The 25,379-nt window shown below is 61.0% G+C and carries 22 protein-coding genes; 7 read left to right on the top strand and 15 right to left on the bottom strand.

What is annotated here, in order from left to right; translation table 11 throughout:
• Positions 1–26: 26 nt before the first annotated feature.
• Positions 27–2,264 carry a TonB-dependent receptor gene (locus L0U79_RS00770; RefSeq protein WP_233839973.1) on the bottom strand — a complete coding sequence of 746 codons (2,238 nt, stop codon included), beginning with the start codon at positions 2,262–2,264 and terminating at the stop codon, positions 27–29.
• Positions 2,265–2,439: 175 nt separating this feature from the next.
• Between L0U79_RS00770 and L0U79_RS00775 the strand changes: the two genes are divergently transcribed.
• Together L0U79_RS00775 and L0U79_RS00780 are read left to right on the top strand one after the other, a co-directional pair.
• Positions 2,440–3,120 (top strand): EcsC family protein, encoded by a 681-nt coding sequence (locus tag L0U79_RS00775; RefSeq protein WP_233839974.1) that lies wholly within the window; start codon positions 2,440–2,442, stop codon positions 3,118–3,120.
• Between the two features lie 209 nt (positions 3,121–3,329).
• Positions 3,330–4,079, top strand: coding sequence for a pteridine reductase (locus L0U79_RS00780; RefSeq protein ID WP_233839975.1), 750 nt, complete (start codon positions 3,330–3,332; stop codon positions 4,077–4,079).
• Here L0U79_RS00780 and L0U79_RS00785 read toward each other — a convergent pair whose 3' ends face one another.
• The 4 genes from L0U79_RS00785 to tsaD form a co-directional block, all read right to left on the bottom strand.
• Positions 4,080–4,940, bottom strand: coding sequence for a DUF6159 family protein (locus L0U79_RS00785; protein WP_233839976.1), 861 nt, complete (start codon positions 4,938–4,940; stop codon positions 4,080–4,082).
• A gap of 81 nt (positions 4,941–5,021) precedes the next feature.
• Positions 5,022–5,504 carry a 2-amino-4-hydroxy-6-hydroxymethyldihydropteridine diphosphokinase gene (gene folK / locus L0U79_RS00790; RefSeq protein WP_233839977.1) on the bottom strand — a complete coding sequence of 161 codons (483 nt, stop codon included), beginning with the start codon at positions 5,502–5,504 and terminating at the stop codon, positions 5,022–5,024.
• Entirely contained in the window at positions 5,504–5,863 is a 360-nt protein-coding gene (folB, locus tag L0U79_RS00795) for a dihydroneopterin aldolase (RefSeq protein ID WP_233839978.1), read from the bottom strand. The genes folK and folB overlap by 1 nt, the downstream gene beginning before the upstream one ends.
• A gap of 32 nt (positions 5,864–5,895) precedes the next feature.
• On the bottom strand, positions 5,896–6,942 hold the full coding sequence (gene tsaD / locus L0U79_RS00800; protein ID WP_233839979.1) for a tRNA (adenosine(37)-N6)-threonylcarbamoyltransferase complex transferase subunit TsaD: 1,047 nt from the start codon (positions 6,940–6,942) through the stop codon (positions 5,896–5,898).
• Positions 6,943–7,157: 215 nt separating this feature from the next.
• Between tsaD and rpsU the strand changes: the two genes are divergently transcribed.
• The 5 genes from rpsU to L0U79_RS00825 all read left to right on the top strand — a co-directional run bounded on the left by rpsU (position 7,158) and on the right by L0U79_RS00825 (position 10,752).
• Positions 7,158–7,373: a 30S ribosomal protein S21 gene (gene rpsU / locus L0U79_RS00805; RefSeq protein ID WP_115477777.1), complete on the top strand. Its 216-nt coding sequence runs from the start codon at positions 7,158–7,160 to the stop codon at positions 7,371–7,373.
• A gap of 183 nt (positions 7,374–7,556) precedes the next feature.
• Positions 7,557–8,003 (top strand): GatB/YqeY domain-containing protein, encoded by a 447-nt coding sequence (locus L0U79_RS00810; protein WP_233839980.1) that lies wholly within the window; start codon positions 7,557–7,559, stop codon positions 8,001–8,003.
• A gap of 90 nt (positions 8,004–8,093) precedes the next feature.
• Positions 8,094–8,264: a DUF1328 domain-containing protein gene (locus tag L0U79_RS00815; protein WP_233839981.1), complete on the top strand. Its 171-nt coding sequence runs from the start codon at positions 8,094–8,096 to the stop codon at positions 8,262–8,264.
• A gap of 69 nt (positions 8,265–8,333) precedes the next feature.
• Positions 8,334–10,070 (top strand): DNA primase, encoded by a 1,737-nt coding sequence (gene dnaG / locus L0U79_RS00820; protein ID WP_233839982.1) that lies wholly within the window; start codon positions 8,334–8,336, stop codon positions 10,068–10,070.
• 52 nt (positions 10,071–10,122) lie between these two features.
• The gene (locus L0U79_RS00825) at positions 10,123–10,752 is read left to right on the top strand and encodes a DedA family protein (protein WP_233839983.1); all 630 of its coding nucleotides are present in this window, start codon (positions 10,123–10,125) and stop codon (positions 10,750–10,752) included.
• Positions 10,753–10,761: 9 nt separating this feature from the next.
• Here L0U79_RS00825 and L0U79_RS00830 read toward each other — a convergent pair whose 3' ends face one another.
• The 10 genes from L0U79_RS00830 to L0U79_RS00875 form a co-directional block, all read right to left on the bottom strand.
• Positions 10,762–11,571 carry a hypothetical protein gene (locus L0U79_RS00830; protein WP_233839984.1) on the bottom strand — a complete coding sequence of 270 codons (810 nt, stop codon included), beginning with the start codon at positions 11,569–11,571 and terminating at the stop codon, positions 10,762–10,764.
• Positions 11,572–11,625: 54 nt separating this feature from the next.
• Positions 11,626–13,122, bottom strand: a complete 1,497-nt coding sequence (locus tag L0U79_RS00835) for an efflux transporter outer membrane subunit (protein ID WP_233839985.1) — start codon at positions 13,120–13,122, stop codon at positions 11,626–11,628.
• Positions 13,123–13,124: 2 nt separating this feature from the next.
• Positions 13,125–16,217: a CusA/CzcA family heavy metal efflux RND transporter gene (locus L0U79_RS00840; RefSeq protein ID WP_233839986.1), complete on the bottom strand. Its 3,093-nt coding sequence runs from the start codon at positions 16,215–16,217 to the stop codon at positions 13,125–13,127.
• Positions 16,210–17,292, bottom strand: a complete 1,083-nt coding sequence (locus tag L0U79_RS00845; protein ID WP_233839987.1) for an efflux RND transporter periplasmic adaptor subunit — start codon at positions 17,290–17,292, stop codon at positions 16,210–16,212. The genes L0U79_RS00840 and L0U79_RS00845 overlap by 8 nt, the downstream gene beginning before the upstream one ends.
• 260 nt (positions 17,293–17,552) lie before the next feature.
• Positions 17,553–19,220: a Na/Pi cotransporter family protein gene (locus L0U79_RS00850; RefSeq protein ID WP_233839988.1), complete on the bottom strand. Its 1,668-nt coding sequence runs from the start codon at positions 19,218–19,220 to the stop codon at positions 17,553–17,555.
• A gap of 174 nt (positions 19,221–19,394) precedes the next feature.
• Positions 19,395–22,061: a magnesium-translocating P-type ATPase gene (gene mgtA / locus L0U79_RS00855; RefSeq protein WP_233839989.1), complete on the bottom strand. Its 2,667-nt coding sequence runs from the start codon at positions 22,059–22,061 to the stop codon at positions 19,395–19,397.
• A 155-nt stretch (positions 22,062–22,216) separates the two neighbouring features.
• A complete protein-coding gene (locus tag L0U79_RS00860) occupies positions 22,217–22,468 on the bottom strand; it encodes a hypothetical protein (protein WP_233839990.1) in 252 nt (83 codons plus the stop codon).
• 278 nt (positions 22,469–22,746) lie between these two features.
• On the bottom strand, positions 22,747–23,649 hold the full coding sequence (gene cyoE / locus L0U79_RS00865; protein WP_233839991.1) for a heme o synthase: 903 nt from the start codon (positions 23,647–23,649) through the stop codon (positions 22,747–22,749).
• Positions 23,646–24,803: a COX15/CtaA family protein gene (locus L0U79_RS00870; RefSeq protein ID WP_233839992.1), complete on the bottom strand. Its 1,158-nt coding sequence runs from the start codon at positions 24,801–24,803 to the stop codon at positions 23,646–23,648. Before L0U79_RS00870 ends, cyoE begins: the two co-directional genes overlap by 4 nt.
• A complete protein-coding gene (locus L0U79_RS00875; RefSeq protein ID WP_233839993.1) occupies positions 24,803–25,372 on the bottom strand; it encodes a hypothetical protein in 570 nt (189 codons plus the stop codon). The genes L0U79_RS00870 and L0U79_RS00875 overlap by 1 nt, the downstream gene beginning before the upstream one ends.
• Positions 25,373–25,379: the final 7 nt, after the last annotated feature.

The following is a 25,379-nucleotide window of genomic DNA, read 5'->3' on the forward strand; positions in this document are numbered from 1 at the left end:
TGCGAAGAGGGGTTATCGCCGTCCAGTCAGAAACTGAAAGGTTTTTCCAGCGTCAGATACAACCCGCGCCGCGGGCCGAACTGCGGCGCGCCCACGCCCACACCCGTGCCGCTGCGCAGCTCGTACGTACGATCCAATGCGTTGATCACCGCCAACTGCGTATGCAACTTGCCGAAGCCGTCGAATTGGAAGTCGTGCGATACGTTGAGATTGAGCTGGAAGTAGTACGGCAGCGACAGCCCGTTCGGCGTTAGACCTTCTTCGCGCAAGCCGCTGCCGAACAGATAATCGGCGCCGACCTTAGTGTTGTCGTTGAACGCATAACTCACGCCACCGGATGACGTCAGTTTCTGGTCGTGATCGAGGTGGATAAAGTTGTCGGCGATATATGCCAATTCATCCGGCGCGAAGTTGTACTGACCGGTGATTACATCCTTGCCCATCGCGCGGCTGTACGCCGCGTTGAAATACGCGGACACCGGGCCATGGTTGTACGTCAGGCTGAATTCCGCACCGCGCACCCGGCCGTCTTTGTAGTTGAACGTGGAATACACCAGCGCCGTACCGAACTGGCCTTCGTCCTGCAGGCGATCGACCTTGCGGTAGTACGTATCCAGCCCCAGCGTCCAATCCGATCCGAGGTTTTGCGACACGCCCAGATCGAAGTAATTGGAACGTTCGGTCAGCGGCGTGTTGTTGCCGTAGTTCTTCACCGCATTGGTGGTGCCGGCGAACGCGTCGATGTTCTGACTGGAAATCAGCTCGGTTTGCGGCGGCGTGAAGTAGCGCGAATAACCGGCGTGCAAGGTGGTGCCGTCGGTCGCTTGCCATACCACGCCGACGCGCGGACTCAGCTGACTTTCTTCGCGGAACGCCGTGTAACGATCGCCGCGCAGGCCGTAGTTGAGCGTCCAGCTGTCGTTGATATCCCACTCGTCCTGGATATACGCGGCGGCCGTTTTCGCGAGAATGCGATCGCCGGTGAAGATATTGAACGGCACCGTGCTCGCCTGACTGCCATCGGGACTGGTGGGAAACACGAGCGAATTGGTGTTGGTCGCGGCGCGATCGAATTCGTAGTAGCCGCCGTAGCGCAACGTGTGCGACTCGCCCCACGGCATCGAGAAATCCGCCTGCAATGTCGAAGCGCGATCGACTTGGTTGATCTGCCCCGCCACGCCGTTAAACATCAGATCGCCGACATCGTCGGGGTAATACTGCAACCCGCTGTAACGCTGCCCCACCGACACCTGATACGCGGTATTGCCGAACTTACCTTGCAAGGCCAATGTGCCGAAGCGCGTCTGCTCGTCCTGGCGTTCGTTCAAGTCGGCGGACTTGAAATCGGTGATATCGAGGTAGCCAAACTGAGGCGTTTGATCGGGATTGTTCGGAATCTGGAAGCGGTTATTCGTTACGCCGAACAGAAAGCTCACGCGCGTGTCGTTGTCGATCAGGTAGCTGATATCGCCGAACACTTTCACCTGATTCGTGCGGTCGTGAATGGGATTGCGGCTCGACGTCGGATTTTCGATACCGACGTTGTTTTCCATGTAATTGGCGGTGAAGAAGTAACTCCACTTGCCGTTATTGCCCCACAGCGATGCATACGGATTAACGGTGCCAAAGGATCCGCCGGTGATGCCGACCACGCCACCGTTGCCGAGATCCGCGCCGCTCTTGGTGGTGATATCCACCACCGCCGCCGTGCGTTCGCCGTATTGCGCCGGCAACGCGCCGTCGAGCAGTTTGATGCTTTGAATGGTGCGCGCGTCGAGCGTTTGACCGAAACCGGAAATCGATTCCGGCAACATGATGCCGTTGACGCGATACTGCAGATTGGCGTGATCGCCGCGCACATGCAGCCCGCCGTAGGAATCCTGCACCACGCCTGGCGCTTGCAGCAGCACCTGATTCACCGGCGTGGAATCGCCCAGCGGCAAGGCCTGAATATTCTGCGCCGTGATCACGTATTGGCTGCTGCCGGTATCGGGCGACAAGCTGTTGCGCGTCGCATCCAAGGCAGCGGACACGCTAATAGCGCCAAGCTCTTTCACTTTCTCCGCACGGCGATTGCGCGAGCCGCTCGCATTGGCGTCGTCGCCATTCGCAGCGTCGCTGGTCGCGGGTTGCGGCGTTGTCGTATTGGACGAGGCGGTCGTCCCGTCGACAGGCTGGCTGGGGGTGGTCGTGACGGTGCCGGCATAACCGGCGATGGCATAAAACGCGAGGCTTAAACCGAGAGCGAGCGGGGTCAGTTTCATGCGGGGACTTGGGCGAAGTTGATCGGGGCGGCAGAGACGATATGTTATAACATATCCAAATCACCGGAACGACCGTCCCAGAAGTCACGCTTCCCACGCGATGGTTTATGCCGCCCTCATCAGCGCCTCACATCGCGGGACTATGATCGTCCGGTCTGTCCCTCCGGAGCGCGGTATGACCGAGCCCAATCCGATACGACCGAGCGCCAACCTACCTGCCGTCGTTACGCAGGACGATGCGAGCAACCGGGTCACACGCGCCATTCTGGATTTCATCAGCCAGATTCCCGACAGCAAAGTTCACACGCAAGGCGATCCCGACGTCGAAGCGCGCCGCCTCACGCAACGCGCCGCAAAACGCGCCGCGCTGACGGCCGGCACGCTCGCCTTGCCGCCAGGTCCGCTGGGTTGGCTGACCATCCTGCCGGAGCTGATTTCGATCTGGAAAATCCAGGCGCAACTGGTCAGCGATATCGCTGCTGCCTACGGCAAACACGCCGAGCTAGGGCGCGAGCAGATGCTGTGGTGCCTGTTCCGGCACACGTCCGCGCAGGCGTTTCGCGATCTGGTGGTGCGACTGGGCGATCGTCTGATTTTCCGGCGCGTGTCGTATGGCGTGATCGAACGCATCGCCAAGCAGATCGGCGTGAAAGTGACGCAGCGCGCGCTGGGTGAAGGCTTGTCCCGCTGGATGCCGGTGATCGGCGCCATCGGCGTGGGTGGGTACGCGTATTACGACACGCGGCAAGTGGCGGCGACGGCGATCGCCATGCTGAAAAGCGAGATCGGCACAGACGAGGCGGACGAAGAGGCCGAGATTCCGACGCAGCATATTCGAGCGACGCGGTTGCACTGATTCCGTACGCGTCGCTACGCGGTGAAGCTCGATTATTGCCTCACGTCATTCCGGCGAAGGCCGGAATCCAGTTTAATGTGCGTCCGAAGGACACAACATTTCTATGTTGCGTGCGTCGCACAACGCATTTTTACTGGATTCCGGCCTTCGCCGAGACGCTTTTCAACAGCGAAGCTGGTCAATGACGGCAACGCAAAGGGAGCCATCGCATGCAGTCGTCCCATCCGCCGCATCCCGTCGCGCTGATCACCGGCGGCGCCAAACGCGTCGGCGCGGTGATCGCACACACGCTGCACGACGCCGGCTACGATCTAGTTCTGCACTGTCGCCATTCGGTCGCCGAAGCGGATTCGCTTGCCTCCGAATTGTCGGCAAAACGCGCGAACAGTGCGCTCGTGTTGCAGGCCGACCTCGCCGACATGCAAGCGTTGCCGGCGCTGATCGACACCGCCGTATCGCACTACGGTCGCCTCGACGCCCTGATCAACAACGCCTCCGCGTTCTATCCCACACCACTGGGCACGGCCACAACCGCGCAATGGAACGAGTTGTTCGCGTCCAACGCGCAAGCGCCGTTCTTTCTCGCGCAAGCCGCACTGCCGGTGTTGCGTGCGTCGCGCGGCGCCATCGTCAATCTGGTCGATATTTATGCGGAGCGCGCGCTGGCGCAGCATCCCATCTATGTGATGGCCAAAGCCGCGCTCACCGCGATGACGCGGACGCTGGCGCTGGATCTGGGCCCCGACGTGCGCGTCAACGGCGTAGCGCCCGGCGCGGTGATGTGGCCAAGCGATGGCAAGCCGTATGCGGATCAGGAAGCGATGCTTTCACGCACACCGCTGAAACGTGCTGGCGCACCCGAGGATGTCGCCAGCACCGTGCTGTGGCTTCTCCGCGACGCGCCCTTCGTCACCGGACAGATCATCCGCGTCGACGGCGGGCGCAGCGTTTCGATTTGATCAACGACGCTGGCGGAACGCCTGTTCCAGCATCGCCTGATCGAACCCAGCGCCCGCTTCGCCTTCATCGACGTAGCGATACAGCGCGACGGCGTAAATCCCCTGCAGCGACGCCTGGATCATGCTCAGCAGGATCAGGCCGACGAGCACGATGGCAATCACGCTCACCAGCAGCGCGACCGAATGCGCGGCCGCGGCGGCCACGACCAAAAGCACCGAAACAAGCATCATCGCGAAGGTAATCAGGCCGAATGCGGCGCCCAGGCCCACGTTGCCGATCAGGTTCTCGCCCCAGGTGCGCTTTAGCATGTCCACGCTGCGTTGCACCGCTTCCAGCGGACCGACGTCCTCGTTCGCCAGGACTGGCACGACGAGGAATGTCGCCACGGTCCAGGCAAGACCGATCAGGCCGACCACAATGCGACCGATGAACCCCAGGCGTTCCTGCAGCGCACGCAGCACCATGCCCACCGTGGCGGAAATCACGGCGTAACCGAGGATGGTCGGGAAACGCGATTTCGCCACCGCGATGCTTTCGGCCACGGTCACCGTTTCGCCGCGCAGCCGCTGCATCGCCGCACTGGCGAGCGCTGTGTTGAAGAAAATGATGACGGTGTATTGCACCAGATAAAACAGAAACATCAGGACGTAGTAGCGCGCGGGCAAGTGGTGCGACTCGCCATAGGCCTGGATGCTCGCACCGTCCACGAAATCGAAACCGATCGGTATCAGAAACGTCGCTGCCACGATGATTGTGGAAATGCCAGACAGCAACGGAAACATCAGCAATGATTTGTCCGAGCGCAGCACCGCCACACTCGCTTTCAACAACTCCCAACTGCGTGCAAATTTACCGGCCATTGCATCCCCTCCCCTGTGAGGCGTCCTTTCTAGCATAGATTGCGCGACAGCCATTGCCGAGCTATCGAGCTTGCGCGAAACCTACAAAGGTTCGACGGCTAGTGGCTCACTATCCGCCGGAAATGCGGCCCACAGCTCAGCCATCGTGTGACCGTTTACCGGATGCGGCAATGCGGGTGCGATATCGGCGATGGGCTTGAGCACGAAGGCGTGCTTCAGCTCCTTGCGCGGAATATCCAGATGCCCCGGCCCCTGCGTGACCAGATTGTCATAAAGCACGATATCGACATCGAGCGTGCGGTCGGCATAGCGCGGTACATCGCGGCGACGGCCGTGGCGATCTTCGAGCGCATGCAGCCAGTCGTTGAGCGCGGTCGGCGATAAATCCGTGTCGATACCCACGGCGAGATTGATGAAGTCGGCGCCATCGAAACCGACCGCCGCGCTGCGATACGCGGGCGATACATCGAGATGCCCGAAGCGCGCACGCAATTCATCAAGCGCAGCACGCAAATAACGATGCGGTTCCTGATTGGAACCCAAACTGAGATAGACGCGTGCCATCAATCGGGCCGTTTACCACGCTCGATGCGTACACCTACGGCTTTTGCGCCACGCACGGCGCCAGGCTTGGAAAGTTTCAAGCGCACCCACGAAACACCGAATTCTTCGCGAATAATCTCCGCGCATCGCTCGGCCAACGTTTCCACCAAACCGAAACTCGATTCGCTGACATAACCGATCAATCGCTTGGAGACGTCTTTGTAGTTGAGCGTTTTCGCGATGTCGTCGCTCGCCGCCGGCACGGTGTTGTCGAACGCCATTTCGATATCGAAGGACAAGGTCTGGCGCACGCGCCGTTCCCAGTCGTAGATGCCGATCACGGTGTCGATGCGCAAATCTTCGATAAAGACGATATCCATACGTGCAAGCGTCGCGGATACGAGAGATACGATCAAGCGGCAGGCGGAAGGGTTTGCAAGTCCCAACGCGGGAACACTTGCACCGATTCGTCCTGATGTTGGCCGTGCGCCAGACGGATCGCGCCGGCCAACGCAATCATCGCGCCGTTGTCGGTGCAGAACTGCAAGCGCGGGAAGTAGGTCTTGAAGCCATCTTTGACGCCTGCGGCGGCGAGTTCTTCGCGTAGACGACGATTGGCGCCCACACCGCCGGCGATCACCAAGCGCTTCGCGCCGGTCTCAGCCAATGCGCGGCGGCATTTGATCAGCAGCGTGTCGACAATTGCCTCTTCGAACGCGCGCGCGATATCGGCGCGCGTTTGTTCGCTCTGGTCGGATTTCTGCCAGGCAAGCAGCACCTGCGTTTTCAAACCGGAAAAACTGAAATCGAGGCCGGGGCGATCGGTCATTGGACGCGCAAATCGAAACACGCCCGGTCTTCCCTGCCCCGCCAACGCCGCCAGCGCGGGTCCGCCCGGATACGGCAAGCCCATCAGTTTGGCGGTTTTGTCGAACGCCTCGCCGGCCGCATCGTCCAGCGTGTCGCCCAGGATGCGGTAATGCCCGATGCCCTGCACTTCCACCAGCATCGAATGCCCGCCGGACACCAGCAGGGCGACAAACGGCGGTTCAGGCGGATCGTCTTCCAGCAAGGGCGCCAGCAGATGCCCTTCCATATGGTGGACGCCGATGGCCGGCACGCCCAAGGCCCAGGCCATAGCGCGCCCCGTCGCAGCGCCCACCAGCAAGGCGCCGACCAGGCCGGGACCCGCGGTGTAAGCCACGCCGCCCAGATCGGCCGGCGTCATCCCCGCCTGCGCCATCGCTTCGCGCACCAGCGGCAGCAATTTGCGCACGTGATCGCGACTGGCCAGTTCCGGCACCACGCCGCCGTAGTTGGCGTGCAGCTTCACCTGGGTATACAGGGCGTGCGACAACAGCCCGCGCCCAGGCGACTGCGGCTCCCAGCGCAGCAAGGCCACGCCGGTTTCGTCGCAGGACGTCTCGATACCCAGAATGGGGCGCAAGCTCGTAGTCATAGTCCAAAGAAGCCGATGAAAAGGGGATACGGGCCACCGAAACGCCAGGACTTCGCGGCCAAGCCGTTATTTTGCCGATACTTCGGCGCCTATGCGACACTGCGCGGCCCCGAATCCCACTATTTTCGCCGCGGCGCTTTGAATTCTTCACCGCGCTGCGGGTATACTTTGCGGCTCGCCCGGTTTTGCGGGCGCATTTACTACCCGGAGTTTCCATGCCCAGCGTAAAAGTCCGCGAGAACGAGCCGTTCGAACTCGCCCTGCGTCGCTTCAAGCGCACCTGCGAAAAGGCCGGCGTTCTCGCCGAGACCCGTAAGCGCGAGTTCTACGAAAAGCCGACTCAGGAACGCAAGCGCAAGCGCGCCGCTGCCGTGAAGCGTCATCTGCGTCGTCTGTCGCGTGACGTGTCGCGCAAGACCCGCCTGTACTGAGCGCATGGCCCGCTGAGGCGGGCATCCAGAGTTCGGGCGCGTCCTGCGCCGCACTCTTTCAGCGTTCGCAGCCGGCGCGACCTTCCGCAGCCGCTGCCAGCAAGGCACTTGCACTAGCCGACGTTGCCCCGCAACGTCGGCTTTGTGCTTTCCGAAATTTAGATTTCTTCAGAGGGTGACGCTATGAGCTTGAAAGAAACGATCACCGAAGACATGAAGACCGCCATGCGCGGCGGCGAGAAGGCTCGCCTAGGTGTGATCCGCCTGATCCTGGCCGCGATCAAGCAGCGCGAAGTGGACGAACGCATCGTGCTGGACGACACCCAGGTCATCGCCGTGCTGGAAAAGATGGTCAAGCAGCGCAAAGACTCGGTCAGCCAATACGCCGCCGCCGGCCGCGAAGACCTGGCCGATGTCGAACGCGCGGAAATGGCCATCATCGAAACCTACCTGCCCGCCAAGCTCAGCGAAGCCGAGGTCGACGCCATGATCGACGCCGCTATCGCCGAATCCGGCGCGAGCAGCGCGCGCGATATGGGCAAAGTGGTCGCGCTGGTCAAAACCAAGACCGCCGGCCGCGCCGACATGGGCCAGGTTTCCGCGCGCATCAAAGCGCGCCTCGGCGGCTGATGTCTCCTCCGGCAGCGCCTCTGTGGCGCTGCCTTCACACCCATCACGATTAGATGCAGTCACCGCGGTGCGTACGCAGGAGAACGACGCATGCTTAAGTGGGCCATCATTTTCGCGATTATTTCGCTTCTGTCCGGTTGGTTGGGCTTCGGCACGCTGTCCGGTGTCGCCGCCACCATCGCCAAGGTGCTGTTTGCGATCTTCGTGATCATCTTCCTGTTCGCCGTCCTGGCCGTGATCGGGTTGATCCACGTCATGTAGCGCTGTCGCGCAAACTGCCCCGGCACAGGCCACGCAAATCGTGCGATCAGGCCCTAGACTAGCCGGACTATGCGCGGCCGCATCCCAGACAGTTTCATCGACGAACTGCTCGCCCGCGTCGACATCGTCGACGTGATCGAGCGGCGCGTGCCGTTGAAAAAAGCGGGACGCGAATGGACCGCCTGCTGCCCGTTCCACAACGAACGCACGCCGTCGTTTTATGTCAGCCCCGCCAAGCAGTTCTTCCATTGTTTCGGCTGCGGCGCGCACGGCAGCGCCATCAAGTTTTTGATGGATTACGAGCGGCTGGAATTTCCGGACTCGGTCGAAGAACTCGCGCAAGCGGTCGGCCTGAAAGTGCCGTACGAAGGCGCGCGCGACAACGCGCCGCGCGAAGACAAAACCGATCTCTACGCCATGCTCGACGGCGCAACACGCTGGTACGAAGGTGAGTTGAAGAAGAGCGACGAGGCCAAGGCGTATTGCGACAAACGCGGCCTGGATGCGGACACCATCGCGCGCTTTCGCATCGGCTGGGCGCCGGCCGGCTTCGATGGCGTGATCCGGAACCTCGGTACCAGCGATCGGCGTATGCAGCTTTTGACCGAAGCGGGCATGGTCGCCAACAACGAACGCGGCAATAAATACGATCGCTTCCGCGAACGGCTGATGTTTCCGATTCTCGATCGCCGCGGCCGCGTGATCGCCTTCGGCGGCCGCGTGCTGAAGTCGGAACAAGGTCCGAAATACCTCAACTCGCCGGAAACGCCACTGTTCCACAAAGGCCGCGAGTTGTTCGCGCTGTGGCAGGTGAAACAAGCCAACTCCAACCTCGCGCGCATCGTAGTGGTGGAAGGCTATATGGATGTGATTGCGCTGCATCAAGCTGGCCTGCCGATCGCCGTGGCTACGTTGGGCACCGCCACCACGCCCGAACACACCGAAACCTTGTTTCGCACCGCGCCCGATGTCGTGTTCTGTTTCGACGGCGACCGCGCGGGTCGTTCCGCTGCCTGGAAAGCGCTGGAATCCGCGTTGCCGCGTTTGCGCGACGGACGTCAGGCGTATTTTCTGTTTCTGCCCGAAGGCGAAGATCCAGATACGCTGGTGCGTCAAGAAGGCAAAGAAGGTTTCGAGAAACGCCTGCGCGAAGCGACGCCGCTTTCGGAATATTTCTTTGGCGAACTCTCGCACGATGTCGACATGAGCAGTCTCGACGGACGCGCTCGCTTGGCCGAACGTGCGCGTCCGTTGATCGCGCGTTTGCCGGACGGCGCGTTTCGCGACTTGATGGCGCAGGAGCTGGAAAAACGCAGTGGCGCGCGCGCGGTGCTGGAGCCCGATGCGGTCGCGCGCCGTCCGGTGCAGCGCCCCGTCGCCGTGCAACGCTCATTGGTGCGCAGCGCCATTGCGCTGTTGCTCGCGCAACCGGGCCTCGCCGACGACGTCGAGCGGCCGTACGCATTTCTTCGTCTCGAGAAACCTGGCGTGGATTTGCTTGCGGAACTCCTCGACACCGCGCGCGCGCGGCCCGGCATCAACGCCGCCATGCTGGTAGAACATTTCATGGAGCGGCCCGAGTACGCGGCGCTGCAAAAATTGATGGCCGCCACCGTCGTGGGCGAACCGGAAACGCAGCGCATCGAATTTTTCGACGCGCTCGCGCGCATGCAACAGCAAGCCATCGATCAACGCCGCGACGCGCTGGTCTCCAAAAATCGCGAGGGCAAACTCGACAGCGCTGAAAAAGCCGAACTGCGCCAGTTGCTGGCAGCACGCGCGCCCACACCCACGGCCACGTCATGACATGCGAACCGGATGCGCATCGTGAGCGGCTTTATGACGACAAGGAACGTTGATGGATTTGCTTGAGCGCCTGATCACCGTCTTCGCCGAAAACGGCTACGCGGCGGTGTTCGTCGCGCTGATGCTGTGCGGCGCGGGACTGCCGCTGCCGGAAGACATCACGCTGGTTGCCGGCGGCGTGATCGCGGGTCTGGGTTACGCCAATGTGCACATCATGGCGGCGGTCACCATGGTCGGCGTGCTGATGGGCGATGCGGGCATGTTTTTGCTCGGCCATCACTTTGGTGTGCATATGTTGCAGTGGCGACCCATTGCGTTGCTGATGCCGCCGCGTCGTTACGCACAGATGCAAGAGAAGTTCGAGCGCTACGGCAATCGGTTGATGTTCTTCGCACGATTTCTGCCCGGCATGCGAACGGCCGTGTACATCACGGCAGGCGCGACGCATCGCGTGGGTTTCTGGCGCTTTCTGCTGCTGGACGGTCTAGCCGCCTTGATCAGCGTACCGTTCTGGGTCTACCTGGGTTATTTCGGCGCCAACCGACGCGATTGGCTCGGCATGTGGATACGCCGAGGGCAAAACAGTCTATGGCTGCTGGGCGTCGTAGCCGTATTGGTGGCGCTGGTGTTGTGGTGGCTGCGGCGTGCGCGTAACGCCGCGCAGGCGCAAAGCAAGCGTTAACGTGCATCCCTAATACGGCGCGTTTGCGGGAGCGCCGTTCGCTTGCACAGGAAATTGCTTATGCAGATCGTCGCTCAGGATCTGCATGCTTTGCTGACTCACCTGGATCAAACCATTGACCGGCGAATCGAGATCGGCGATCAGACTCATTGAAATGGCGACGGTCAGCACCGGAATGAAGGTCGCCAACGCCGCGCGATGACGTTGCCCGTAACCGATGATGATGGACGTCAACACGGACAACACCCCCATCAATATCCAGATATCCGGCGGCACGCGATTGCGTCGGGCCGCTACGCGTTTGCTGTCCATATCGATCATATCGTTCAACGCCGACACGTAGAGGCCGGTAATGGGCGTTGGCGCTTGCTGTGCAGCGGCCGTTGCCTGCGCCCAAAGCGCATCCTGAATTTTCCTGGCTTGTTTAACCGCCGGACTTTGTTCGTCGATATCGGACATCGTGCCGAAAATAGCCAAGCGTGCATCGACATAATCGCGCAGCAACACTGGCGCCGCGCTGCGCACAGGCTCGACCTGCATCGCGGTGCGCAAGTAGGCCGTGCCGATGGCATTAGCTTCGTCGATGACCAACTGCTTGCGTGCATCGAAACGGGATAAGGCCATGCTCATCGCAAAACCGATCAGCAGGCTCAACAGCACCGCAACCTGGTTGCGCGTCTGATGAATCTGCTTTTCCCATTCCGTGTCTTCGGGATCTTTGGCGAATGCCCGCAAGCGATAACCAAACTCGTGCGCCAGCAACAATACCGCCGCTGCAACCACAAACAACGTAACCGGGTGATTCAACAGATACATCATCGCGCCCCTTCCAGCAGATGTGCTTACTGTCGCCCAGCGCCTGCCTGGGATTGACTACAGGTTACCCGCAACCGCCACATCGTGGCGATTCCACCAACCGCCGCCCAGTGCCTGAAACAGCGCCACCGTATCGGCGTAACGCGCGGCGCGCGCCTGGATCAAGCCAAGTTCCGCCTGCCGATACGTCACTTGCGCATTGAGCAAGGCCACCATGCTGATATCGCCCAACGCGTACTGCTTCTGCGCGATGACGTAGCTGCGCGACGCCGCTTGTTCGGCGCGCGCCGAGGCAGCCATCGCATCGGCATCCGATTGCAGCGCGTGCAAGGTGTCGGCCACATTCTGCAAGGCGGTCAGGACCGTGCTGCGATATTGCTCCGCCGCTTGCTTATAAGCCGCCTCCGCCGCGCGCTGTTTGTGTTTGAGCGTGCCTCCGTCGAACAGCGGCGCAGTAACGGCGGCGCCGATATTCCAAAAACCGGTGCCCGAACCGAACAACGTGTGCATCTGGTCGGTGGCGCTACCCCAATTGGCGGTGATGTTGATATTCGGCAAGCGCGCGGCGAACGCCACGCCCACTTGCGCGCATGCGGCATGCAACTGAGCATCCGCCATGCGTACGTCCGGGCGTTGCTCAACGAGTCGCGCAGGCAGCGTGAGCGGCAAATCCTGCGGCAATTGCAGGCTGTCCAGTGTGAATTGCGTGGCGATATCCTGATCGGGCGTACGACCGGTGAGCGCGGCGAGCACATCGCGCTGCTGCGCCAACTGTTTGTTCAACGGAGGTAGTGCGACACGCGCTTGTTCCAACGCGGCCTCTTGCGCAGCCACATCGTTGTCCGACGCATCGCCCAGATCCAGCTGCTTTTTGCTTGTATCCAGAATTTTTGACTGGCTGTCGATCATGTCCTGCGTGGCGGCAATCTGCGCGCGCAACGACGCTTCCTGTACAGCCGCATTGACGAGATTGGAGGTGAGCGTGAGATACGTCGCTTCCAGTTGGAAACGCTGCGCATCCGCCTGCGCCACCAGCGATTCCACCTGGCGACGATTGGCGCCCCACAGATCCGGCGCATACGAAATGCTCAGCTGCGCAGTGGTGAGGTTGTACAACGTGTCGTTGGAGGCGATGCCGCTGGAAAGCACCTGACCGGTTTTTTGTCGCGTGGCATCAATGCCCGCGCTCACTTGCGGAAAATACTGTCCGCGCTGCGCGCGCACGTTTTCCATCGCTTGACGCAGCGCTTGCTGCGACGCTGCGAGATCGGGGTTGTGCTTGTACGCATCGTCGATCAGGCCGTTCAGCGGTTCGGAGTGGAACAACGTCCACCATTGGCCGGGAATGTCCTGACCTGCATTGAACTGCTGCGCATGCCCATCCGCCCCAGGTGCGGAAGCGGTCGTCGAAGATGTGTTCCCTTGCGTGTAGCTCTGCGCGGCAGGCGGTGCGGGACGGTGGTAATCCGGCCCCACCGCGCACGCACCAAGCGCCATGCTCACACCGAACACAAGCCATGAACGATAAAGATGAAAAAGACGATTCGCAGTCATGATCAGATCTCCACCTCGGCCGGCGCATGACCCCAGCGCTGCTTGATGAAGTTCTCGAGCCCGTAGTAAAGGCTGGGCAGGATAAACAGCGTCAGCAAGGTCGCGATCGGCAAACCACCCACGACGACCGTCGCCAGTCCGCGCTGCACGTCCGTGCCGATGCCCGTCGCCAACGCGGCCGGCAACATGCCGATACTCGCCACCGTGGCCGTCATCAACACCGGACGGAAGCGCTCGGTCGCGCCGACCAGCACCGCCTCGAACAACGCGGTGCCTTCGTGCCGCACGCGATTGATGTTCGACACCATGATGATGCCGTTTTGAACCGCGACGCCGAACAACGCGATAAAGCCTACGGCGGTGGCGATATTCAACGTCTCGCCACGCACGTGCAAAGCAATCAACCCACCGACCGCGGCGAGCGGCACCACGCCAAGCACGAGTACGGCCTGATGGAATTTGCCAAATTCGGCGAACAGCAGGATCGCCATGATCGCCATCACCAATCCCATCACGACGATCAAGCGCGCTTGCGCACGCTGCTCGTTCTGGAAATTGCCGGCCCATTCGAGGCTATAGGTGGATGCGTCGAAATGCACCTTGTCGGCGATCTGCTTCTGAGCATCCCCCAGGTAATCCGATAGCGGGCGGTCGCGGTTGTCGATGCGAATGGTGAGCTGACGCTGGCCGTTTTCGTGCGAGATGGTGCTTTCGCCGGTCGCAAGTTGGATATGCGCCACTTGCTTCAACGGTACCTGCGCGCCCGAAGCGGACGTGAGCGGCAGCTCGCGCACCGCTTCGAGATTGTTGGCGACGTCGTTGGAGACGCGCGCCGTCACGTTGTAGACGCGGTCGCCCACGTACACCTGCGTGATCGGCGAACCGCCGATCGCGGTTTGGATCAGATTGGTGATGTCGCCGACATTGATGCCGTAGCGCGCGGCCGCATCGCGATCGGCGGTAATCGTCAGCTGTGGAATCGGTGGCTCCTGAAAGATCGACGCATCGCTGGTGCCGCGCACGCCTTTCAACACGTCGACAATCGAATCGCCGATGCGGCGCAACTCGTGAAAATCGTCACCGTAAATGCGCAAAACCAAAGGACTGTGCGCGCCGCCGATCATGTCGTTTTCGCCGTCGACGATCGGCTGGCTGATGCCGACGCTGATGCCCGGCAACTGATTCATGCGCGCCGCGAATTTGCGCAGAAATTCGGCCTTCGATTCGCCGTGCCACGTGCTATACGGCGTAAGCCCGACCGCGGCTTCGGCATGCGACGGCGTCCAGGGATCGGAACCCGTGTCGTTGCGGCCGAGCTGCGTCACCACATAGGACACCTCGGGAAATTCGCGCACGACTTTGCGCAGCTGCGCGGTCATTTGGCTGGCTTTATCCAACGATAAGCCGGTCGGCATTTGCACCTGCAACCACAGCGAACCTTCGTCGAGATCGGGGAGAAATTCGCGACCAATGCTTGCGCCGAGTATCAACACGCCACAGAACGCCACGATGGCGACGCCGTATGCGATTGGCAGGTTATGCAGCAAACGGCCCAGCGTATGGGTAAACCCTTCCTGCAGGCGCTTGAGCGGTTTGTTTTCGAAAATCTTGCGCGGCTTGCGCAGCGCGAGAAACGCCAGCGCGGGCGTCAACGTCACCGTGCATAGCAGCGCGGCCAAAAGCGCATAGCTGACAGTGAACGCCATCGGCCGAAACAGCTTACCTTCCGCGTGCTCGAACGCAAACAGCGGAAAGTACGCCGTGATGATGATCAAGGTCGCAAAGAAAATGGAGCGACCCACGTGACCTGTCACCAGCATCACGTCTTCTTCCACCAGCACTTCCGTCGGCTTCATTTCGCGCTGTCGCAGGATCGCCTCGGTCACCACGATCGCACCGTCCACGATCACGCCGAAGTCGATCGCGCCGAGCGAAAACAGATTCGCCGACATATGCGTGAATTGCATCAGGATAAATACGGTAACCAGCGACATGGGAATCGCCACCGCCGCCACCAACGCGGAACGCGGACTTCCCAAAAACAAAATCAGCACGATGCACACCAGGCCGATGCCTTCCATCACGGTGTGGAAGACTTTTTCCTTGGTCGCGTTCACCAGATCGTCGCGATCGATATACGGCACGATCTGCACGTCTTGCGCGGCGAGTTGCTTGTTGAGTTCCGCCACCTTGGCGTGAACGCCGTCGAGCACGTGCGATGGATTCTCGTACTTGAGCAGATCGACGATGCCTTCGATGGTGTCCGGATTGCTGTCTTTACCGAGAATGCCCTCGCGCACCTGATGACCGTAACGCAGCTTGCCCAGATCGCGCACCAGCACCGGCACACCGTTGTTCTGCGCAACCACGATGTCGCCCAAATCTTTCAGCGAATGCACCATGCCGACGCCGCGCACGATATACGACTGTTCGCCGCGCGTGATGCGCCCGCCGCCGGCATTGGACGTATTGGCAGAAATCGCCGCAGTGACTTGATTGACGCTGACGCCATAGTGCAGCAACTGCGTCGGATCCAGTTCGAGCTGGAATTCTTTGGTAAAGCCGCCGAAGTTATCGACGTTAATGACGCCGGGCACCTGCTGCAGCGCAGGGATCACGGTCCAGCGTTGGATCTCCGACAATTGCATCAAATTCTTGGTTTTCGATTCCAACGTGTAGCGAAAAATTTCGCCGGCCGGCCCACTCACAGGATCGAGCCCCGGTGTCACGCCCGCTGGCAGCGTGACCTGACTGAGACGCTCCTGCACGCGCTGGCGCACCCAGTAATCGTCGGAACCGTCTTTGAACACCATGGTGATCAGCGATAGTCCGAAGGTGCTGCTCGAACGCATGGTGACGAGGTTTTGCGTCGTCGCAAGCTGACGTTCCAGTGGAATGGTGATCTGCTGTTCGATTTCTTCCGCGGCCAGGCCCGGCACCTGCGTGGTGACTTGCGTGGTGACGTCGCTCAGTTCCGGATACGCCTCAATCGACAGCTGCGTCCACGAGTAATAACCGAAGATGAGGACAAGTATCGTCACCACGATAAACAACTTGCGCTTTTCGAAACAGAAGCGGAAAAGTGCGTTAATCATTGAGCAGCACCCCGCCCCTCACGATCACGCGATCGCCCGCCTTCAAACCTTTCAGCACGCGCGTGCCATCGGCTTCGTCGTAACTCAGATCGACCGCGCGACGCTCGAACGTCCACGGCGATACTTCGACGAAGACGGTGATGCTGTCGTTGTTCATCAGCAACGCCGATTCGGGCACGAACACTTGCGCCGGCTGCGGAACGCCAATGCTGACGTTGGCGTACATATTGGGCTTGAGTTTGCCGTCGGTATTGGCGAACACCGCACGCACCAGATCGCGGCGCGTATCCGATTGCAGCAACGGATTGACGAAATTGACCACGCCGTGAAACGTCTCGTTCGGATACGCCGACAGCACGGCGTCGACTTTTTCGCCTTTGGCGATCTGGCCGACATCGCTCTCCGGTACGTTCGCGGTGATCCATACCGAATCGAGGTTCGAGACAGTCATCATCACGGCGGTAGCGTCGTTGACGTAGGTGCCGGGCGATACCGACAGCGTGGTGATGATGCCGCTGGTCGGCGCCGTCACTTGCATAAGCCGCTGCGCCGAAGCACCCGGCGTTCCGCCGACGGCGGCGAGACGCGTTTGCGAGCGATTCAATTCCGCTTGCGCTTGATTGAAACCGCTTTGCGCGGATTCCAGATCCTTGGTGGCGTTACCGCCGGCGGCTTGAACACCGCGTGCGCGGTCGAGCGTCTTCTTTGCAAGGTTCAACGCATCGCGTGCTTTGTCGGCATCGGCATACGCTTGCGCGTAATCGCCCGAATCGATCACGGCGAGCAATTGGCCGCGCGTAACGTGATCGCCCAATGCGACTTTCAACGCCATGACTTTGCCGGTGAGCGGCGGTAGCACATTGGCAGTGTGCGTGGGATCGGCTTCTACGTTCGCCGGAAAGATCATCGCGTGAGGCGCTTGTCTCATGTCGACCGACTGCACGATCAACTCTTTGCGCAACGGCGAACCATCGGGGACGTTGATCTTTCCATGTGCGACGGTAAAGGCCGGCGGAGCATCGGCCGATTCGTTTCCGCCACGCGAACAGGCGGCCGTACTCAGCGCTGCGGCCATGGCAACCGCCAGTCGCCATCCTTGTTTATTGAGCTGGTGAAGCATTGGTGTTCCCCATCGTCGCCGCGCTATGGCATTTCCTCATACGCACGAGGCCATAACGTTGTTGCAATACGGTGAAGGGGGTAAGGCAGCGTATGACACGCGCCTTACAGACCCGGACCGCGGTGGTGTCGCCACCCGCCGCTGCCGGGTCAACGGCAGCAGTCAGCGTGGAGGGTTAATAGTCGGTGGTTCCGCTTGCGTGTGACTGTCCAAGTTCAGGCTTTTCCTTCTGCAATGGCGTGATTGTTCGAGGGTTGGATCAACCTGCCTTGAAGAAGGCCGGCGCGCTCCAAAGGCAAGTAGGCAATGGCCGCCAGATGCGAATGAATGCGCCGCAAATCGCGCAGAATGCGCAGATACACATCGCCGCCACCGCCGTCGCGCTGTTGGCGAAGGTCGCGGATATGGCGATCGGAGGCCTCGTTTTCCTGTCGCCACAGCAATTCCTTGCGCTCCACCAGTTGCTGTGCCGCACGCAGATCGCCGCGCATAAATACGGCGATTCCCAGGCGCAGGCTCTCCATCACTTGCCCATGCATGGCCGCAAGATCCTGGATGTCATCCGCTGAAAAGTCCTGTCCGCGCTGCGCTTTCTTGGCGGCGAATTCCATCAGGTTGTTGGCGGTGATATCGCCGATATGCTCGATATTCATGACGAACGCATGGATCTCCTGGCTGCGCTCGCCATCTTCTTCGTTCAAGGCTTCGCTGCCGAGATCGGCCAGGTATTGGCGAATCGCCACGCCGAGGCGATCCAGATACGGATCCATTTTGCTGATTGCGGCGGCGCGCACCGAGTCGTCTTTGCCGAAGATTTCGACCAAGCCTTTCAACATGCCTTCGACCATATCGGCCATGCGCATGGATTCGCGCGTGGCGTTGACCAACGCAACACCCGCGCTTTCCAGCGCCGCTTCTTCCAGATACAACGGCACGCCTTGATCGGCCGGGCGCGGCGGCTCCGGCAACAGACGCACGAGCCATTGCGCCATGTGGCCTACCGGAAGCAAAAAGATCAGCGCCAACGCGAGATTGAATGCCGTGTGGAAATTCACCGCGATGCGTGCCGGCGTATCGCCTAGCGCCGCCAGCCAGTGCGAGATCGGCGTCAGCAGCGGCAGGCACACCACGCAGCCAAATGCACGCACCAACAAGTTGCCCAGCGGCAAACGACGCGCTATCGGCGTGTGCGCTTCGAGCAACGCAGGCAACGTGCTGCCGAGATTGGCGCCGAGCACCAACGCCATCGCACCCGGCGCATCCACCACGCCGCCTGTTGCGAGCGACACGATCAACAACACCACGGCGACGCTGGAATGGCACATCCAGGTGAGCAGCCCTGCAAGCAGCATAGCCAGCACCGGCTCGCCGGCCAGCGCTTGCATGCCGGCCTTAAGCAGTTGCGCGTTCTCCATCGGCGCCATCGTCAATACCAGCAGATGCAGCGCCAGCAGCATCAAGCCGAGACCGATGCCGACGCGGCCGAGGTTTTCATAGCGCGCATCGTCGCTGCGCCGATGCAGCGCCGTACCGAACAAAATCAGCACGGGCGCAATCAGCGCAATATTGAACGACATCACCTGCACGATCAGCGTGGTGCCGACATTCGCGCCGAGCATCACCGCAAGCCCAGGCGCCAAGCCGAGATAACCGCTCGCGGCGAATGAAGTCGCCATCATGCCCGTCGCCGTGCTGCTTTGTAGCAATGCGGTGATGCAAATACCGAACGCGAACGCGCTCGGCCGCGTGCCGAGAAAACGGCCCAGCGAACGACGCAACGCGCTGCCGTAGCCGCGCAACACGCCGCTGGTGACCATGTGCGTGCCCCACAGCAACAGGGCGACGTAGCCGGCGATGTCGAACAAAGCGAAGGTGCCTTTCATGGCGTGTCTCCTACAACCAGCCTCGGCCAGCCATGTATAACCGAAGGGCGAGCGGCGTTCACGCCACTCGTCGTCAATTCGGCAATGTAAATATCGCGGGCGATGTTCGGTCATCGCATCGCGGTTGCAGTGCATCGGGCATTCGCGAGAAAGCTGCTCGCCCGCTCTGTTTTTTTAGAGCCAGTGTTTGAAGTGCCGTATGTACAGCACTTTGACCAACTGGGTCAGCGCGCAATAGGTCACGACGGTCGCGGCCAGCCAGCCGAAATACGCATCGGGCAAATGGACCATGCCGATCTTCGCGCCGATCGCCGAGAACGGTATCAGCATGCCGATCACAATGATCGCCGTCGTCAGACCCAGCACCGGCGCCGCAGCAACACTCTGCAAGAACGGAATCTTTCGCGTGCGGATCATGTGCACCACCAACGTCTGCGTCAGCAGGCTTTCGATAAACCAGCCGGACTGGAACAGCGACTGATGCGCATCGCTGTTGGCGCCGAACACAAACCACAACAGCGCAAACGTGGTGATGTCGAAGATCGAACTGGTTGGACCGATCCAGACCATAAAGCGGCCGATATCGCTGGCATCCCACTTGCGCGGCTTGCGCAGGTATTCGTCGTCCATGCGATCGAACGGAATCGACAGCTGCGAGATGTCGTACAGCAGATTCAACACCAGCACCTGCAACGGCAACATCGGTAGGAACGGCAGGAAGAAGCTGGCCACCACCATGCTCAACACATTGCCGAAGTTGGAGCTGGCCGTCATCTTGATGTACTTGATGATATTGCCGAAGGTAACGCGCCCTTCGAGCACGCCTTCTTCAAGCACCATCAAGTTCTTTTCAAGCAGAATGATGTCGGCCGATTCCTTCGCGATATCGGTGGCGGTATCCACCGAGATACCGACGTCCGCCTCGCGCAAGGCCGGTGCGTCGTTGATGCCGTCGCCGAGAAAGCCGACGGTATGACCCTGGCGTTGCAGCGACTTCACCACACGCGCTTTCTGCAACGGCGACATCTTGGCGAACACGGTCGTACGCTTGACCAGAACGTCGAGTGCTTCATCGTCCAGCGGCTCGATGTCGCGACCTTGCGCGGAGTGCTCTACATCCAAGCCCACTTCGCGGCAGATCTTGCGCGTGACCGCCTCGTTGTCACCGGTGATGACTTTGACTTCGACGCCATGGTGATGCAGCGCCGCGATTGCCGTCGCCGCGGTGTCCTTGGGCGGATCGAGAAAGGCGAGACAACCCACGGCCGTGAGTTCGGTTTCATCGGCCACGCCGTAAGCGCGATTGCTCGGCGCCTGCTGCTTGATCGCCACCACCAGTACACGCAAACCGTCCTCGTTGAGTTCGCGCGTCATCGCCTTGATTTCACGGCGACGCTCGTCGGTCATCGGTACGACCTGATCGCCGCGACGCTCCATGGTCGAGATGGAGAGCATCTCTTCCACTGCACCTTTGCATACCAGCAGGTTATGACCGTTTCCGTTGGCCAGCACGACCGACATGCGGCGACGCTGGAAGTCGAACGGAATTTCGTCCACCACGCGATAGCGCGCCACGATCGGTTCCAGATCGCGATGCGCCAGCACGGCTTTGTCCATCAGGTTTTTCAAACCGGTCTGAAAGTGGCTGTTGAGATAACCGTATTCGAGTGCGTCTTCCGAATCTTCGCCGTCCAGATCCAGGTGGCGTTCCAGCACGATTTTGTCGAGCGTGAGCGTGCCGGTCTTGTCGGTGCACAACACGTCCATCGCGCCGAAGTTCTGAATCGCATTGAGGCGCTTCACCACCACCTTGCGCTTGGACATCGCCATCGCGCCCTTGGCGAGATTGGCGGTAACGATCAGCGGCAACATCTCCGGCGTCAGGCCCACGGCCACCGACAGCGCGAACATCAGCGCATCGAGGAAGCCGTGCTTGTACCACTGGATGCCCAGCACGATCGGCACCATCACCAGCATGAAGCGAATCAGCAGCCAACTCACGCTGCTGACGCCGCGATCGAAGCTGGTCTGCACGCGTTCGCCCACGAGGCTGCGCGCGAGCGAACCCAGGTACGTGCGCGAACCCGTCGCCGCCACCACAGCGGTCGCCGTACCGCTCACCACGTTGGTACCCATGAAACAGATGGTGGGCAGATCCAGCGGATTGCCCTGCTGCGCGCCATGCGCACCGCCTTCCACGATATGCGCCTGCGTCGGACCGGCCTTTTCCACCGGCAGCGACTCGCCGGTGAGAATGGCCTGGCTGATAAACAAGTCTTTGGCCGTAAGCAGACGCAGATCGGCGGGCACCATGTCCCCCGCGGCGAGATGCACGATGTCGCCCACCACCAACTCGCCCACCGGCACTTCGATGCGTTCGCTATGACCATCCGAAGCACGGCGCGTAACGGTGGCCGTGTTGCGCACCATCGCCTTGAGTTTTTCGGCCGCCTGCGAGGAGCGATATTCCTGCGTGAAGCTCAACAACACGCTGATGCCCACCATCACGCCGATGATGATCGGGCCGGAGAGATCGTCCGGCGTCACCACGATCTGCACGATCGCCAAAATCAGCAGCACGATGATGAAGGGGTTCTTGAAGGCGCGCAGCAGCTGCACCGTCCAGTGCGGCGGCTTTTCGTGCGACACCTCGTTCACGCCGTCGCGCGACAGGCGCTCGGTGATCTCTTCCTCGTTCAGGCCGGCCGTGGTCGTTTCCAGGCTCGCCAGTAGGGCTTCGTTTTCCTTGAACGCCTCTTGCGCGGCGGCCACGCGCGGCGGTGCGGCCGTGGTTTTGCCGACAGCCTTGGCCATAACAGCCTGGGAGGATTGCTTCATCATGTCTCGCTTCCGTGGAAGGGTGTTGCGTGCGGTACGGAGGCGAGCGTTCGGGACGGCAGGCTTCCGCTAAGACAATCCACGCACGGGGCGATTCCACCCCGGCCGAGTCGCCAGCCAGGGGGGAGGCCACCCTTTACGCAGCTCGTAGCGACGCATTAGTGGCTAGATACCAGACGAAGATGACGGGACGTGCGTGAATTGTCCGCAGAATGGTCGTTCCAGCGGGGCAGCGAACGCCCCTGGGCGGCCTCGACCTGCCACGGCATGTCGACGGTCTCGCGCTCGGCCGACGGGGTCAGCGGCCGGGGAACGGTCACGGTCAGGGGAACGCGTACGGCTTCACGGCGGCCGGCCAAGGTGAAACGGCCTGCGGCGCGCAAACGAAAGAAATCGCGAAGGAGCTTCATGGGCCCATCTCCTCTAAAACGGTGCTCACGGCACCGTTAGGAGCGGGCCGGACTTCCCTAGTCGAGGAAAGCGCCGGCCAACCGCTGGCGGTTGCCGCGAACGATCAGCTTGTTATGCAATGCCGGCACCCGATGCTCGCGGATGTCGACGTTGCGACTAGGGTAAACGTCCATATGCCTTGGTTAGTTCGGACAGAGGCCCGTGCGGTCGTACTGCGCCGGCGGGCGCGGGAATTGTCGTGCTGCGGTGCGAAACTGTCAACCCTTTGCAATCCATTTCACGCAACGGGGCCAAAAATGAAACCGTGCTGCAACATGGGCGGGACCAGCCAATGGTCGGCCAGCAAGAACGCGAACAGGGCCATCAAATAGACGATCGAATATTTGAACGTGCGCATGGCGAAGTATTCGTCCGGCGGGTTCATGAGGCGGATCGCGTAATAGAGGAAACCGGCGCCCAGCACCACCGCCCCGCCGAAATAGATCAGGCCGCTGTGGCCGGTAATGGACGGCAGCACGCTCACCAGCACCAGCAGGATCGTGTAGAGCAGGATCTGCCAGCGTGTATACGTTACGCCGTGAGTCACCGGCAGCATCGGAATTTGCGCGCGTGCGTAATCGTCGCGGCGGAAGATCGCCAACGCCCAGAAATGCGGAGGCGTCCAGACGAAAATAATCAGGCACATCTGCAGCGCAAAGGGATGCAACGCACCCGTCACGGCCGTCCAACCCAACACGGGAGGAATCGCGCCAGCCAAACCGCCAATCACGATGTTCTGCGGCGTGGCGCGTTTCAGATACGCGGTGTAGACCAGCGCATAACCGATCAAACCGCCAAACGTCAGCCATGCGGTGAGCACGTTAACCAAGGTGGCCAGCACCACCATCGACAACGCGCCGAGCACAATCGCAAACACCAACACTTGTCGCGCGCGCAGCGTGCCGGTCGCGAGCGGACGTCGCGCCGTACGCGCCATCAATTTGTCGATGCGTTCGTCGATCAAGTGATTGAACGCCGCCGCGGAACCCGACGCCATCCAGATGCCTAGCGTGCCGAACACTAGCGCACGCCACGGCGGAATGCCTGGCACCGCGAGAAACATCCCGATCACCGCACAGAACACCAGCAACGCGACCACGCGCGGCTTGGTGAGCTGCAGATATTCACGCACCAGCATCATGCAAACGACCTCATATCATCCGCATGCCACGACTGCAGACGCGCGAAATTCGCCAACAACACAAACAACAACAACGCCGCGCCGCCGTTGTGCATCGTCGCCACGGTCAACGGCAATCCGAATTGCACATTGCTGACACCGAGCACGATCTGGATCACCAAGGCTACGGCGACCGCGATGCCGCCAAGTCGGAATCCGTTTCGCACCAGTCGATACGCAAGCCACGAGAGATAACAGAACACCACCAGCGCACCGAGGCGATGCACGATCTGAATCGCGCTGCGCGCCGCCATATCGAGCACGCCACCTTCGTAGTTCACGCCGATTTCCCGCGACAGCTCGAAGCCGTGGCGAAAATCGGTCGGCGGCGCCCATTGGCCAAGGCATGTCGGAAAATCCGTGCCGCAAGCGAGCGCGGCGTAATTGGCGGACGTCCATCCGCCCAACGCAATTTGGCAGGCCAGCAACACAATGCCGATAACGACAGCGCCTCGCAACATCGCGTAGCGGTTATCCGGCGAGCCGACGCCGTTGTAACGCAGCGCGACGTAGGCAAGCAGACCGAATGTCGTCATGCCGCCGAGCAAATGTCCCATCACCACAATGGGTTTGAGCAGCAGCGTTACCGTCCACATGCCGAGCATGGCCTGAAAGATGATCACCGCTAACGCCAGCACGCTCATCTTCAACGCGGCGCGCTCGCGCAACCAGAACGAACCAGTGGTCGGCAAAAGTATCGCGAGCAACGCCAAGCCCGACGACCCATCGCGCTCGCCATGCAAATAAAGCGCGACACCTGTGGTTGCGAAAATCGCGCTCACGATGATCGCCAGCATCACCAATCGATCTCGCCGCGCCGCCAGCAAACCAAGCAACAGCACTAACACGCCAAGCGTGCCGGCCAGCATACGGTGCACTTGTTCGCGCCACGCCTTGGTCGATTCATAAGGGCGATCCGGAAACGCCGCATCCGCCTGCGCCACGGCCTGCGCGTGATGCGGCCAAGTGGCCTGCCCGTAGCAGGTCGGCCAATCCGGGCAGGAAAGCCCCGCGTTTGATAGCCGGACGAACGCGCCGAACATCACCAGGCCGAACGCAAAAGCCGCCGCCAGCACAGCGAGATAGGGAATGATTTTTCGCGCGCGCAGGACCATCAACGAATCACCTTCTGCAGATCCTTGCGAAGCCCGCTGGGATCGAATCCCACAGGATACCGCGCCAACGCCGTGCCGTCGGACTCGACCAATAAAGCGCTGACGCTGTCGGGCGTGGTGGGACGATAGGCCGCGAGGCTTTTATTCACGTCGTCGCCAATCGCCCAGTAGCTCTCCATACCGTCTTTCGCCGCACCGGCAGGCGGCTGCCCGACATAGAGCAGCCGCAAGCGGGACATGTTGGCATTGAGCGTGATGCGCGCGGCGGCCATCTTGGTCAGCACGTCGATGCATTGCGCGGCGCAATCCGGTCCCGGCAAAGCGATCAGCGTCATGCGCGGCGAGCTGTCGCGCCACGCCCATTCGTGCCCGTCGGCGAGGCGCACTTGCACATGTTCCTGGTCGAAGTTGCGTTGCGGCAGCACCGGTTCGCCATTGGCTTTACCCGACGGCTGCCAGCCGCTCATATTGAGCAAGCCCGCCGCGATGATCGGCGCGCCAAACACCAACACCACCAAGAGAAATTTCAGGCGGCTTTTGCGCAGGTTGGAAGGGTTCGAAGTATTCATGCGTTTT

Origin of the sequence: Dyella sp. 2HG41-7 (assembly GCF_021390675.1) — a bacterium.
In the GTDB taxonomy this organism is placed as follows: domain Bacteria; phylum Pseudomonadota; class Gammaproteobacteria; order Xanthomonadales; family Rhodanobacteraceae; genus Dyella_B.

Bases quoted from the DNA above. Each gene is read 5' to 3' on its own strand.
- L0U79_RS00770 (WP_233839973.1), bottom strand. From the start codon at position 2,264: ATGAAACTGACCCCGCTCGCTCTCGGTTTAAGCCTCGCGTTTTATGCC.
- L0U79_RS00775 (WP_233839974.1), top strand. From the start codon at position 2,440: ATGACCGAGCCCAATCCGATACGACCGAGCGCCAACCTACCTGCCGTC.
- L0U79_RS00780 (WP_233839975.1), top strand. From the start codon at position 3,330: ATGCAGTCGTCCCATCCGCCGCATCCCGTCGCGCTGATCACCGGCGGC.
- L0U79_RS00785 (WP_233839976.1), bottom strand. From the start codon at position 4,940: ATGGCCGGTAAATTTGCACGCAGTTGGGAGTTGTTGAAAGCGAGTGTG.
- folK (WP_233839977.1), bottom strand. From the start codon at position 5,504: ATGGCACGCGTCTATCTCAGTTTGGGTTCCAATCAGGAACCGCATCGT.
- folB (WP_233839978.1), bottom strand. From the start codon at position 5,863: ATGGATATCGTCTTTATCGAAGATTTGCGCATCGACACCGTGATCGGC.
- tsaD (WP_233839979.1), bottom strand. From the start codon at position 6,942: ATGACTACGAGCTTGCGCCCCATTCTGGGTATCGAGACGTCCTGCGAC.
- rpsU (WP_115477777.1), top strand. From the start codon at position 7,158: ATGCCCAGCGTAAAAGTCCGCGAGAACGAGCCGTTCGAACTCGCCCTG.
- L0U79_RS00810 (WP_233839980.1), top strand. From the start codon at position 7,557: ATGAGCTTGAAAGAAACGATCACCGAAGACATGAAGACCGCCATGCGC.
- L0U79_RS00815 (WP_233839981.1), top strand. From the start codon at position 8,094: ATGCTTAAGTGGGCCATCATTTTCGCGATTATTTCGCTTCTGTCCGGT.
- dnaG (WP_233839982.1), top strand. From the start codon at position 8,334: ATGCGCGGCCGCATCCCAGACAGTTTCATCGACGAACTGCTCGCCCGC.
- L0U79_RS00825 (WP_233839983.1), top strand. From the start codon at position 10,123: ATGGATTTGCTTGAGCGCCTGATCACCGTCTTCGCCGAAAACGGCTAC.
- L0U79_RS00830 (WP_233839984.1), bottom strand. From the start codon at position 11,571: ATGATGTATCTGTTGAATCACCCGGTTACGTTGTTTGTGGTTGCAGCG.
- L0U79_RS00835 (WP_233839985.1), bottom strand. From the start codon at position 13,122: ATGACTGCGAATCGTCTTTTTCATCTTTATCGTTCATGGCTTGTGTTC.
- L0U79_RS00840 (WP_233839986.1), bottom strand. From the start codon at position 16,217: ATGATTAACGCACTTTTCCGCTTCTGTTTCGAAAAGCGCAAGTTGTTT.
- L0U79_RS00845 (WP_233839987.1), bottom strand. From the start codon at position 17,292: ATGGCCGCAGCGCTGAGTACGGCCGCCTGTTCGCGTGGCGGAAACGAA.
- L0U79_RS00850 (WP_233839988.1), bottom strand. From the start codon at position 19,220: ATGAAAGGCACCTTCGCTTTGTTCGACATCGCCGGCTACGTCGCCCTG.
- mgtA (WP_233839989.1), bottom strand. From the start codon at position 22,061: ATGATGAAGCAATCCTCCCAGGCTGTTATGGCCAAGGCTGTCGGCAAA.
- L0U79_RS00860 (WP_233839990.1), bottom strand. From the start codon at position 22,468: ATGAAGCTCCTTCGCGATTTCTTTCGTTTGCGCGCCGCAGGCCGTTTC.
- cyoE (WP_233839991.1), bottom strand. From the start codon at position 23,649: ATGATGCTGGTGCGTGAATATCTGCAGCTCACCAAGCCGCGCGTGGTC.
- L0U79_RS00870 (WP_233839992.1), bottom strand. From the start codon at position 24,803: ATGGTCCTGCGCGCGCGAAAAATCATTCCCTATCTCGCTGTGCTGGCG.
- L0U79_RS00875 (WP_233839993.1), bottom strand. From the start codon at position 25,372: ATGAATACTTCGAACCCTTCCAACCTGCGCAAAAGCCGCCTGAAATTT.